The organism is Serinicoccus marinus DSM 15273 (genome assembly GCF_008386315.1).
Taxonomy (GTDB): domain Bacteria; phylum Actinomycetota; class Actinomycetes; order Actinomycetales; family Dermatophilaceae; genus Ornithinicoccus; species Ornithinicoccus marinus.
Window position 1 is genome coordinate 1,681,383 of record NZ_CP043808.1, and the last position, 11,932, is coordinate 1,693,314.

Consider the following 11,932-nt stretch of genomic DNA (forward strand, 5'->3'; position numbering starts at 1 on the left):
GGGTGGGTCAGGTCAACTCGGGGGCGTGCACCGGCAGGCTGCCGAGGCGGTCCTCCCACGGGGTGGACAGCACGATGGTGGTGTTGGTCGAGCAGGAGCCCTGCTGCCGGATCCGGCCGAGCAGCTCCTCCAGGTCCTGCGGCCGGGGCACCCGGATGAGCAGCACGTAGTTCTCGTCGCCGGCGACCGACCAGCAGGCGACGATCTCCTCGATGTGCGCCAGCCGCTCCGGGATGTCGTCGTCGTCCGAGGGGTCGAAGGGCGTCACCGACATGAGCGCCGTCAGCGGCAGCCCGACCGAGGCGTAGTCGACGACCGCCCGGTAGCCGGTGATGATCCCCCGCTCCTCGAGCCGCTTGACCCGCTGGTGCACCGCGGACGTCGACAGCCCGACCTGACGCCCGAGGTCGGCGAAGCTGATGCGCCCGTCCTGCGCGAGGACGGTGACGATGTGGCGGTCCAGCGGCTCCATGCCGGTCAGCCTAGTTGTGGGTGCTCCGGATGGTCGGCAGCCACCTCGTGCGCGGCGTCGGTGGCGTCCCGACCGCCCGTCGGGCGCAGCAGCAGGAGCGCGCCCACGAGGGCGCCCAGGGCCAGGGTCGGGAGCGCGAGACGCAGCACCGCCGCGTAGTCGGGCCCAGGGGGACGGGTCAGCGGGTTCTCCCCCTCCGCGGTGTCCCAGAGCGGCCCGAAGAGCAGCCAGGCGCACACCCCGAGGCCCACGACCAGCAGGACGAGGGCGAGGCGGCGAGGCATACCTCACGCTACCCCGGGCCACTAGGGTGAGCGCCATGACCGCACCTGCCGACGATCGTGCCGTCGCCCCGCCGCAGCTGCTGCTGCTCGACACGGCCTCGCTCTACTTCCGCGCCTACTTCGGCGTCAAGGACCTGCGCGAGGCGCCCGACGGCACGCCGACCAACGCGGTCCGCGGGCTCGTGGACATGATCGCCACGCTCGTCGGACGCTTCTCCCCCACCCACCTCGTCTGCTGCTGGGACAACGACTGGCGACCGGCCTTCCGGGTCGAGGCGATCCCGTCCTACAAGGCTCACCGTCTGGTCGAGGGGCCGGAGGGCCGCGAGGACACGGAGGAGGCTCCACCTGAGCTGGAGGTCCAGGTCCCGATCATCCGGCGGGTGCTGGACGCCGTCGGCATCCCGATCCTCGGTGCGGACGGCTACGAGGCGGACGACGTCATCGGCACCCTCACCGCGCGCCACCGCCGGCGGATCCCCGTCGGTGTGGTCACCGGCGACCGCGACCTCTTCCAGCTGGTCGACGACGAGGCGGGGGTGACGGTGGTCTACACCGCCAAGCAAGGTGTCCGGGACGCCGAGGAGATCCACCAGGCCGACCTGATGTCCCGGTATGCCGTCCCCACCGGACAGGCCTACGCCGAGATGTCGATGCTGCGCGGGGACACCTCGGACGGGCTGCCCGGGGTGAAGGGCATCGGGGAGAAGACCGCTGCGGCGCTCATCGAGCAGTACGGCACGCTCGCCGCCCTGCGCGCGGCGGTCGACAGCGGTGACCCGGCGATCAAGGGCGCCCGGCGCACCAACCTGGAGGCGGGCGCCGACTATCTCGACGTCGCCCCGAAGGTCGTGCTCGTCGCTCACGACGCCCCGGTGCCCGACGTGCCGCTGACCCTGCCCCGGGAGATCGCCGACCCGGGCACCCTGCAGCAGCTCGTCGAGACCTACGACCTCGGCAGCCCGGTCGGCCGGCTCATGGCCGCGCTCGAGGTGAGCCCCTAGCGCCCACGCCACAGGCCACCCACAGGTCGCGCTCCTACGGTGGAGGCATGACCACGACGCAGGCTCCGCAGGCCGGTCCGGCCCCGAGCAGCCGGTCGACGACCGCGTCCCGGCTGCCCTGGGTGCTCCTCGTGGGCGCGGCCGTCGGCTTCGGTCTGATGTATGCCCTCGCCGTCCGGACGACGTCGGGCCAGCGCGTCGACACCGGCCTCATGGATGCTGTCACCGTGACCGGTGCGCAGCACCGGGCGCTCGACGCCCTGCTGCCCGACCCCTACCTGCTGCTCGCGCTGGCTCTGGCCGTGGGTGCCGTGGCGCTGGCGCGGCGGGTGCGCACGGGCCTCGCCGTGCTCGTCTGCGTGCCGCTGCTCGTCGGGGCGACCCAGGTGCTCAAGGCCGGGCTGCCGCGACCGCAGCTGGCCGACCCGTGGCTGATGTCGAACTCGCTGCCGAGCGGCCACACCGGGGCGGCCGCGGCGCTGGGGCTGGCCCTGCTGCTGGTCGTGCCCCGGCGGTGGCTGCCCCTCGCGGCGGTGCTCGGGGCCGGCGTGACGGCGTGGATGGGTGCCCTGGTCGTCATGCTGGGCTATCACCGGCCCAGCGACGTCCTCGCCTCCGTGCTGCTCGCTGTCGGCGCCGGTGGGCTCGGCCTGCTGGTGCGCGGCGACACCGGCAGCGGCGCGCGGCTCAGCTGACCCGCTCGAAGACCGCGGCCAGCCCCTGGCCTCCCCCGATGCACATCGTCTCCAGGGCGTAGCGGCCCTCCCGGCGGTGCAGCTCGTGCGCCATCGTCGCCAGGATGCGGGCGCCGGTGGCTCCCACCGGGTGGCCCAGCGAGATCCCCGAGCCGTTGACGTTGAGCCGCTCCCACTGGTCGCTGCCGGGCATGCCCCACTCGTGCAGCACGGCGAGCGCCTGCGCGGCGAAGGCCTCGTTGAGCTCGACGAGATCCATGTCGGCCAGCGTGAGCCCGGCACGCTCCAGGGCTGCCGCCGACGCCGGCACCGGCCCGATCCCCATCGTCTCCGGAGCCACCCCCGCGACGGCCCACGACCGCAGCGCGAGCATGGGCACGAGCCCGAGCTGGTCGGCCCGCTGCCGGGTGGTGACCACGCACAGCGCGGCCGCGTCGTTCTGTCCGCTCGCGTTGCCTGCCGTGACGGTCGCCTCCGGGTCCTGGCGGCCCATGATCGGCCGCAGCCCGGCCAGGGTCGCCTGGTCGGTGTCGGGTCGCACGTGCTCGTCGGTGTCGACGACGGTGACGCCCTTGCGGCTGCTCACCTCGACCGGGACCAGCTCGGCCTCGAACCGGCCCTCCCGCTGGGCGGCGGACGCCCGCTGGTGCGAGCGCACCGCCAGCTCGTCCTGCGCCTCCCGGGAGATGGCGTAGTCGCGTCGCAGGTTCTCCGCCGTCTCGATCATGCCTCCCGGGACGGGGTGGTGCTCGCCGCCCGCGGTCGAGCGCGCCCGGGCGAGCCGGTCGGCCAGCTCGACGCCGGCCCGGACGCCCTGGCGCAGCAGAGCGTAGTGCTCGACGCTGCTCATCGACTCCGCTCCCCCGGCGACGACGAGCCGGTTGCCACCACTCGCGACCTGCGACGCCGCGGTGAGCACCGCCTGCAGGCCGGACCCGCAGCGCCGGTCCAGCTGCATACCGGGCGCGGACTCCAGCCCGGCGTTGAGCGCGACGATGCGGCCGAGGGCCGGGATCTCGCCCGAGGGGTTGGCGTTGCCGAGGATCACGTCGTCGACGTCGCCGTCCTGCAGCCCGGTGCGCTCCAGCAGGACCTGCAGCAGCCGGGTCCCGAGGTCGGCGGCGGACAGGCTCGCCAGGCTGCCGAGGAATCCCCCGACGGGGGTGCGGAGCGGGGAGCAGACGACGATCTCGGCCATGGGCCAAGACTACGCAGCACAGGGACGGCCCGGCGCTCCCTGCGCTCGCGCGTCAGCTCTGTTCCGGGCAACCAGGCTCGCTGCGCGAGCATCCTCACCCGCACCGTTCGGTCCTCGCGTGCTCAGTCGAGCCGGTCGGCGGCGACGACACCGCGGAGCATCGCCGAGGAGGCGCGCCGCGCCGTGGCGGCGACCTCCTCGTCCGCGGCCTGCGCGATCTGCCCGAGCAGGTCGACGACCTGCTTCGCGCGGCGCACGAAGTCACCGGCCGACAGGTCGCCCGAGCGCAGCACCTCCTCCAGGCCACGGCCCGAGGCCCAGCGGTGCACCATCCAGGTGATGCCGGGGTCGAGCTCGCGGTCGCCGGTGAGGTTGTGCGCGAGCTTGCCCGACTGCACCTGCGTCCAGATCGCCGCCATCTCCCCCAGTGCCTCGGCGACCTCGACGCTGGGCGTGGGCGGGTCCCCCGGCTCGTCGCCGCGCGCCTCGTGGACCAGCGCGGAGACGACGGAGGCGAGGTCGGCGGGCGTCAGGCGCCGCCAGGTGCCGCGCCGCAGCGCCTCGGCCACCACGAGGTCGAGCTCGGTGTAGATCCGCCGCAGCCGCTGTCCCTCGAGCGTCACCTCCAGGCCGTCCTCGCTGAGGTAGCCGGTCGCCGACAGCAGGTCGCAGATCCGCTCGAAGGTCGCGGCGAGGGTGCCGGTGCGGTGCGAGACGCGGCGCTGCAGGTCGTCGGTCTCCTTGCGCAGCTTCCACCACCGCGCCGACCAGCGCGCGTGGTCCTCCCGCTCGGGGCAGCTGTGGCACGGGTGCGCGGCCAGCTGCGCGCGCAGCTCCTCCACCTGCGCCTCCACTCCGGCCGGTCTGCCGGCGCCCCGGTCGCGCCCGCGCTGTCCGGGGACCGGCTCGCGCACCGTGCTGCGCAGCGCCGCGGCGAGGTCCTTGCGGGCCTTGGGGCTGCGCTCGTTGAAGTGCGAGGGGATCTTGAGGCTGCCGATGACCTCGGGCACGTCGCGGAAACCCGCGACGGTCAGCCGCTGCACCCGCCCGTGCGAGGTGACCACGGTCGGCTCGGGCCCGGCGGAGCGGCCCTTGGCGCCCTTGACGACGACGGCCATCGTGCCGTGCCGACCGCCGTCGAGCTGCACCACCTGCCCCGGCTCCAGCTCCTCGAGGGCGTGGCCGATGTCGCTGCGGCGCTGCGCCTGCCGCGTGCGGGCGGCCTTCTTCTCCAGCTCGGACAGCTCGTGCCGCAGCCGGCCGTACTCCCGGAAGTCGCCGCGGTCGCACACCATGGACGCGGCATACCCCTCCAGCGCCTCGAGGTTGTGCCGGACCTGCGTCGTCAGCCCCACGACGGAGCGGTCGGCCTGGAACTGCGCGAAGCTCGACTGCAGCAGCTCGTGGGCGCGCTCCCGGCCGTACTGCGCCACGAGGTTGACCGCCATGTTGGAGCTGGGCCGGAAGGAGCTGCGCAGCGGGTAGGTGCGGGTCGAGGCGAGGCCGGCGACGTCCATCGGGTCCACGCCGCGGCGCCACAGGACCACGGCGTGCCCCTCGACGTCGATGCCGCGACGCCCGGCGCGCCCGGTGAGCTGGGTGTACTCCGCCGGGGTGACCGGTGCGTGCTCCTCGCCGTTGAACTTCACCAGCTTCTCCAGCACGACGGTGCGGGCGGGCATGTTGATCCCGAGCGCCAGGGTCTCGGTGGCGAAGACGGACCGGACCTGCCCGGCGGTGAAGAGCTCCTCGACGATCTCCCGGAACAGCGGCAGCATGCCCGCGTGGTGGGCGGCGTAGCCGCGCGAGAGGCCCTCGACGAAGTCGTGGTAGCCCAGCACCCCGAGGTCGGCGGGGTCGACCTCCGCCACCCGCTCGGCCACGAGCGCGCGGATCGTCTGCCCCTGCTCCTCGGGGATGAGCCGGGTGCCGCGCCCCAGGAGCTGCTGGACCGCGGCGTCGCAGCCGGCCCGGCTGAAGATGAAGGTGATCGCCGGCAGCAGCGCCTCGCGGTCGAGCCGGTCGATGACCTGGGCCCGGCTGGCGACCCCGCCAGGCAGGGACCCGCGCGCGAAGCCGGCGTCACCGCTGCTGTAGCGCATGCTCTGCGCGCCGTCGTCGCGGCGGCCGCGCTCGGCCGGGCGCGGGCCCCGGCCCTGAGCGCTGCCACGACCGCCCCGCCGGTCGTCCCGAGCCTGTCTCCGGCCTCCCTTGGCGCGCCGGTCCCCCCGTCGGCCGCGGGGCCCGCCGGCGTCCTCCCGGCGCCACCCGCCCTCGGAGCGGGCGGACCGCTCGGCGGCCGAGATCGCCTGCAGCAGCTCGGGGTTCACCCGGGTGGTGCCGTCGGTGCCGGGGTCGGCCCGGGTGCCGTCGGTGACGAAGAGGTCGTACATCCGCTGGCCGACCATCATGTGCTGCCACAGCGGCACCGGCCGGTGCTCGGAGACGATGACCCGCAGCGAGCCGGCGTCGCCGCGGCCACGGACCTGCCGCAGCCAGTCGCCGAACTCCTCGGCGTTGCTGACCGTCGCCGACAGCGAGATCACCTGCACCGACTCCGGCAGGTGGATGATGACCTCCTCCCAGACCGCACCGCGCCAGCGGTCGGCGAGGTAGTGCACCTCGTCCATGACGACGAAGCCGAGTCCCTCCAGGGTGGGCGAGGAGGCATACATCATGTTGCGCAGGACCTCGGTCGTCATGACGACCACCGGCGCCTCGCCGTTGATGGAGGAGTCGCCGGTGAGGAGGCCGACCTTGTCGGGGCCGTGGCGGGCGACGAGGTCGTGGTATTTCTGGTTGGACAGCGCCTTGATCGGGGTCGTGTAGAACGCCTTGCGGCCGGTCTCCAGGGCGAGGGCCACGGCGAACTCGCCGACCACGGTCTTGCCCGCCCCCGTGGGCGCCGCGACGAGCACGCCGGCGCCGCCCTGCACCGCCTCGATCGCCTCCAGCTGGAAGGGGTCGGGCTCGAAGCCGAGGGAGGCGGTGAACCGCCCCGCCGGGGTGGCCTCCCACCTCGCGCGTGCACGCGAGGCCGCATATCGCTCCGCGGGGGTGGACATGCCTCCAGGCTACGTCAGGCGGGGGTGAGCACCCGCAGGCTCGCGGGGTCGACCCGCACGCCCAGGGGCAGCGCCGCGAGCGGCTCGCCGTCCCCGTGGGCGACGATGTCCGGTGGGCCCTCGACGAGCACCTCCCGGGCCCGGGTGAGGTGCACCGCCGGGTGGGAGGTATGCCGTCCCGCCCGGATCGCGCGCAGCAGCCCGACCGCCTCGGGCGGCGAAACGGGGCTCACGACGACCAGGTCCAGCAGGCCGTCGGCCGGGTCGGCGTCGGGGGCGAGCGGGAGCCCGCCGCCGAGGTAGGGCATCGTGGCCGCGACCACGATGAGGGCGTCGAGGTCGCGAGTCCGGCCGTCGACCTCGAGCCGGTAGTGCAGCGGCGGCTGGCGGCGCAGCAGGGCGATCTCCACGAGCGCGGAGAGCGTGTAGCTGCTGGCGCCGAGCCAGCGTGGCCACTCGTTGGCGCGGGCGCGTTGATCCGGGCGTCCAGCGCGCAGCAGACCGAGCCGAGCACACGTCGGTCCAGGTCGCTGAGGTGCAGGGTGTCCACGGTGCGCGGGGTGCCGGTCAGGAGCACGTGATCGCGGCGTCGGTGTCGCGCGGCAGACGCAGGCTGCGGGCGTTGTCGTTGCCGGTGCCGGCGGGCAGGACGCCCAGCGTCGTGCCCGCGCCGGCGCAGACGTCGGCGCCCAGGCTCACCAGGCCGTCCCCGCCGGCGACCGCCAGCACGTCGACGCCGTCCGCCACGAGCGCCGCACAGGCCGCCCGCACCTGCTCCAGCGAGTCGCCGACGACCTCCACCACGTCGTGGCCCTCGGCACGGAGCCGCCGCACGGCCTGCTCGCCCAGGGCCGCCCCGCCCCGCCGGCCCGAGCGTCGGCCGTGGGCGAGCGCATACCTCATGACAGGGGGGTTGCCTCGTCGGGTGAGAGTCCGGCATAGCGGTCCGGGTTCTTCTTCGCGCGGCGGCGCTCCATGAGGAAGGCGACGCCGACCGCGCACCAGTAGAGGGCGAAGACCGGGGAGGCCATGGCCAGCATGGTCCACGCGCTGGGGTCCGGGGTCATGAACGCCGAGAAGACGAGGATGCCGAAGAGGACGACCCGCCAGCTGCGCAGCATCATCCGGGCGGACAGGACCCCGATCTGGTTGGCGGCCACCAGCACGACCGGCAGCAGGAACGCCAGGCCGAAGGCGAGCATGAAGTAGAGCCACAGCGTCAGGAAGTCCTGCGCATCAGGCAGGTTGGCCGCACCCACAGGGGTGAAGCTGAGCAGGATCGCGACCAGCCGCGGGAAGGTGAAGGCGGCCAGCGCCGCGCCGGCGAAGAACAGCGGGATCGAGATGAAGAAGTAGGACAGCGCGATCCGCTTCTCCGGGCGGGTGAGGCCGGGCAGCAGGAAGGCCCAGATCTGCCACAGCCAGATCGGGCTTGCCAGCAGGATGCCGCTGAAGACGGCCACCCGCAACTGCATGGCGAAGGGCTCGGTGATGTTGCGGAAGCGCAGCATCACCTCGTCATCTCCGCGCTCTCGAGCGACGTTGACGATGGGCGCGTTCACGAAGGAGAAGATCTCGTCGTACCAGTACCACCCCACCACCGAGAGCACACCGATCGCCAGCACGCTGATCGTCAGCCGGTTACGCAGCTCCCGGAAGTGCTCGGCCAGCGCCATCCGACCCTGGGGTCTCGGCGGCGCCGGCTCGGGCGGTCAGTGCGGGCCACGAGGAGGTCTGACGGGAGGCGAGCAGGACGCTCAGGCGCCGGTGCCGGCGCCCTCGCCGCCCTCTCGCCGCTTCATCGCGTCGTACTCGACGCGGGCGGTGTCGGTGTCGTCGCTCTTGCTGCGGTCGTCGAGGGCGGGCCGTTCGGAGTCCTTGGCGTCCTTCCGGGCCTCTCCGTCGTCCTTCATCTGGTCGACCTCGGACTTGAAGACGCGCAGGGATTCACCGACCGACCGAGCCATGCTGGGCAGGTTCTTCCAGCCGAAGAGGATCACGAAAGCGATGATGAGCACGACGATGTGCCAGAGCTTGAGGCCAGCCATGAGAAGTCTCCCTATAGTTCGCGCCACCAGGCGTGGATGCCCTGCAGTCTACGCCGTGGCCGAGCACCAGGTGCGTGGTTGCTGTAGCGCCAGCCTCATGGCAGGTCAGTACGCGCGATCTCGTCGCTGTCTTCGTAGCGGGTGAGTGGTTTGAGTCTGGGCTCTGCACCCAACCCATGGCCGTCGAGCTCATGGGTTGGGCGATTATCGCCGCACCTTCTACCGCGAGATGGTGTCGCGAAGTCCTCGCTTGCGACGTGCCGACTGACTGACTCTGCAGCCAACTTGGCGTGACCCAGACTAGTGCATCCGCCTGATGCCTCGGGATTTAGAACAGACCACGGCTGGCTTGAGTACCCACCTAGACGGTTTCGATTAGAGGGCACCCGGGCTGTCACTCAAGCCCCAATCCCGCACGCGAATGCACCCTTCACGGCATCGCCACGGCGTTCGCAACGGGAAAACAGTCGCCAAGCCGGTTATATGGTCCCATAAACGGTTTGGCACCGCCAACTCGTCCATACATCGTTGGTGTACGAGTTCTTAGATCGGGCGCAGACCTGCGATCCGCTTTGGACACTCGTGTTTATCTCCCACTCGTGGTACGACGAAAAAAGTACCGGGGGCAGGCAGGTGTCTAGATATCGGGTGTAGTAGGTGTATGACGAGTCACCCTTCTTCTTGAACTTGATGCCGTGTGCCCTGTCGCACATGTTGTTCACCGCCCCCCAGCCCGTAACGTACTCGCTACCAGCCCATCCTACGAAATTCTCGTATGTGCTGAGGTGAACGCACTGCCGAGTTCCTGCTGGCCCGGCGGCCCACCCACAGCTCTTGCTATTACCCAGAGCTTCGTAATCGCTCGACTGCGATGGCGGTTCCTGCAAGTCACCTGCTGCGCCACTGCTGGCTTGTGCATGTGCCGGTGACGCAGCGGCAGCCATCAACAAGAGGATAGCAGTACCAGTTGCCAGAGTGTTTTTCATTGCGCCTCCTTGTTGGACTGAGCAGCACTGCCAGCGTTGCGTAGCATGCAGAAGCCCCTTGGACTTACATGCGGCGTAGACGCATGGAGAATGTCTGGCAGCACGTACCCTCGCTTTCCGAACTCTATTAACGCACAGGGTCACAGAATTGGGTGCAACCAGTTTGCCAAAGATTTACTTAGTCTCCGGCTGAACACTTGCGCTAAGGGCAATGAGGGCGCTCTCAAGCACCGCGTCGACGAGGGCCGCCGGCTCGACGACCCGGACTCCCCCGCCCTCGCGCAGCACGAGCCGCAGGAGCCAGCGGGGGTCGGCGACCCGTAGCACCATCCGCACGGAGCCGTCGTCGCGCGTCTCGACCTCCTCGGCCGGGATCTGCTCGGCGACCCACGCAGAGCCGGCGTCGAGGTCGAGGGTGACGGCTTGGTCCTCAGGGTCGGGGCGGTAGACCCCGGTGCCGACGGCACGCTCGGGCAGGTCCTGCGGAGGGGTGGCCGGCACGTCGAGCACCTCGGCGGCCTCGATCCGGTCGAGCCGGAAGAGGCGCACGCCCCGGGCACGGTGGCACCAGCCCTCGAGGTACCACCGGCCGTCGACCGAGAGCACCCGCAGCGGGTCGACGTCGCGCTCGGTGGTCTCGTCGCGGCTGGCCGAGGTGTAGCGCAGGTGCAGTCGCCGTCGCTCGGTCAGGCCGGTGCGCACCCGTCCGGCGAGCTCGTCGTCGACGGGCTGCTCCAGGGCGACCTGCACCTGGGCGGCCCCCGTGGCGCCCTCCCCCGCGGCCGCCTCGAGCTTGGCCAGCGCCCGGTCGATGGCGTCCCGCTCGGCCAGCCCCGGTGTCGCCGCCAGGGCGCGGAGCGCGACGATGAGGGCCAGCGCCTCGTCGCGTCCCAGCCGCAGCGGGCGGGCGATGGTGTCGGCGTTGCCGACGAAGACCCGGCCGCCTTCCCAGGAGGCCTCGATGAGGTCGTCCGGGTAGTGCCCGGGCAGCCCGCACAGGAAGAGCACCTGCAGGTCCTCGACGACCTGCTCCTCGGTGACGCCGAGCTCGGCGGCCGCCGTGGACAGGTCGATGCCCTGGCGGTGCACCAGCCAGGGGACCATCGTCAGCATCCGGGACACGCGGGAGGTCGCGCTCTCGTAGGTGGCCATCAGCCCTCCTGCCCACCGTGCGCCGCGACCACGGCACGGAGCTGGTCGGCGACGAGCGTCGCCAGCTCCGGCGGGTCGACGACGCGGACGTCGGGGCCCGCGGCGCAGACCTCACGCGCCAGGCGCGGCCACGACCCGGCGGCCACGTCCACGAGACTCCAGCCCTCGGGTGCGTCCCCACCCGTCGTGGCCTTCCCCCGGCGGCGCAGCGAGGCCACCGCGCCGTCGCGCAGGAGCAGCCGCGCGGTCCGGTCCGACGGCGGGTCCTCCCCGGCGCTGCGCCGGATCATGGCGAGAGTGTCGAGGTCGTCGGGGACGGCATACCCCCCGGCCCGGCCGGAACGCTTCGGCGTGCCGACGACGCGGTCGAGCCGGAAGACCCGTGGCGCCTCGCGGTCGAGGTCGTGGGCCGTGAGGTACCACCGGCCGTGCCAGCTCGTGAGCCCCCAGGGCTCGACCCGACGGTGCGCGAGGTCGCCGCTGCCGCCGCGGTAGTCGAAGGTGATCGGCGTGCGGGTCAGGACTGCATCCCGGACCGGCTCGAAGGCCGGGTCGGGGGTGTGCAGCAGCGGCTCGATCCCGGCGACCGACGACTCGTCGCGCACCACCCCGGCGGCGTCCAGCTTGCGCAGCGCCTGCGCGGCCGGCCCGGCGAGGCTGGCCTGGCTCCAGGAGCGCGCGGCCAGGCCCAGCACCGCGAGCTCGTCCGGGGCGAAGTCGATCTCGGGCAGGGCGTACTCCCGCTGGTCGATGCGGTATCCCGGCTCGTCGTCGAAGAAGGCGTCGATCGGCTCGGTGCGCAGCGGGATGCCCAGCGCCCGCAGCTCGTCCTTGTCCCGCTCGAACATCCGCTCGAAGGCCTCGACGCTGCCCGCGGCGTAGTCGGGCACCGCCTGGCGCAGCTTGGCCTTGGACAGCGGCTGCCGCGTGTGCAGCAGGGCGATGACGAGGTTGAGCAGGCGTTCGGTCTTCGCCGTGGCAGGGCTGACCCCCGCGCTCGCCTTCGTCGCCATGGTCCGACAGGCTAC

General features: G+C 72.2%; 12 protein-coding genes. 2 read left to right on the plus strand and 10 right to left on the minus strand.

Annotated features, from left to right (window positions below; translation table 11 throughout):
• Positions 1-7 precede the first annotated feature (7 nt).
• Together FU792_RS07875 and FU792_RS07880 are read right to left on the minus strand one after the other, a co-directional pair.
• A complete protein-coding gene (locus FU792_RS07875) occupies positions 8-472 on the minus strand; it encodes an Lrp/AsnC family transcriptional regulator (protein WP_022923952.1) in 465 nt (154 codons plus the stop codon).
• A gap of 5 nt (positions 473-477) precedes the next feature.
• Positions 478-756 carry a hypothetical protein gene (locus FU792_RS07880; protein WP_022923953.1) on the minus strand — a complete coding sequence of 93 codons (279 nt, stop codon included), beginning with the start codon at positions 754-756 and terminating at the stop codon, positions 478-480.
• 35 nt (positions 757-791) lie between these two features.
• Between FU792_RS07880 and FU792_RS07885 the strand changes: the two genes are divergently transcribed.
• On the plus strand, positions 792-1,760 hold the full coding sequence (locus FU792_RS07885) for a 5'-3' exonuclease (protein ID WP_022923954.1): 969 nt from the start codon (positions 792-794) through the stop codon (positions 1,758-1,760).
• 47 nt (positions 1,761-1,807) lie between these two features.
• Positions 1,808-2,455: a phosphatase PAP2 family protein gene (locus FU792_RS07890; protein WP_022923955.1), complete on the plus strand. Its 648-nt coding sequence runs from the start codon at positions 1,808-1,810 to the stop codon at positions 2,453-2,455.
• On the opposite strand, the gene FU792_RS07895 is transcribed toward FU792_RS07890, so the two are convergent.
• From FU792_RS07895 to FU792_RS07930, 8 genes are all read right to left on the minus strand, one after another.
• A complete protein-coding gene (locus FU792_RS07895) occupies positions 2,448-3,653 on the minus strand; it encodes an acetyl-CoA C-acetyltransferase (RefSeq protein ID WP_022923956.1) in 1,206 nt (401 codons plus the stop codon). The two genes, FU792_RS07890 and FU792_RS07895, sit on opposite strands and share 8 nt — an antisense overlap.
• 122 nt (positions 3,654-3,775) lie before the next feature.
• Positions 3,776-6,718 carry a DEAD/DEAH box helicase gene (locus tag FU792_RS07900; protein ID WP_022923957.1) on the minus strand — a complete coding sequence of 981 codons (2,943 nt, stop codon included), beginning with the start codon at positions 6,716-6,718 and terminating at the stop codon, positions 3,776-3,778.
• Between the two features lie 14 nt (positions 6,719-6,732).
• On the minus strand, positions 6,733-7,218 hold the full coding sequence (locus tag FU792_RS07905) for a hypothetical protein (protein WP_338101186.1): 486 nt from the start codon (positions 7,216-7,218) through the stop codon (positions 6,733-6,735).
• Positions 7,219-7,285: 67 nt separating this feature from the next.
• On the minus strand, positions 7,286-7,621 hold the full coding sequence (locus FU792_RS07910) for a diacylglycerol/lipid kinase family protein (RefSeq protein WP_149814682.1): 336 nt from the start codon (positions 7,619-7,621) through the stop codon (positions 7,286-7,288).
• Positions 7,618-8,394 carry a twin-arginine translocase subunit TatC gene (tatC, locus tag FU792_RS07915; RefSeq protein ID WP_022923959.1) on the minus strand — a complete coding sequence of 259 codons (777 nt, stop codon included), beginning with the start codon at positions 8,392-8,394 and terminating at the stop codon, positions 7,618-7,620. The genes FU792_RS07910 and tatC overlap by 4 nt, the downstream gene beginning before the upstream one ends.
• Positions 8,395-8,475: 81 nt before the next feature.
• Complete coding sequence (gene tatA / locus FU792_RS07920) at positions 8,476-8,766, minus strand: Sec-independent protein translocase subunit TatA (protein ID WP_052327735.1); 291 nt, start codon at positions 8,764-8,766, stop codon at positions 8,476-8,478.
• Positions 8,767-9,926: 1,160 nt separating this feature from the next.
• On the minus strand, positions 9,927-10,904 hold the full coding sequence (locus FU792_RS07925) for a helix-turn-helix transcriptional regulator (protein WP_022923961.1): 978 nt from the start codon (positions 10,902-10,904) through the stop codon (positions 9,927-9,929).
• Positions 10,904-11,917: a helix-turn-helix transcriptional regulator gene (locus tag FU792_RS07930; RefSeq protein ID WP_022923962.1), complete on the minus strand. Its 1,014-nt coding sequence runs from the start codon at positions 11,915-11,917 to the stop codon at positions 10,904-10,906. Before FU792_RS07930 ends, FU792_RS07925 begins: the two co-directional genes overlap by 1 nt.
• Positions 11,918-11,932 lie beyond the last annotated feature (15 nt).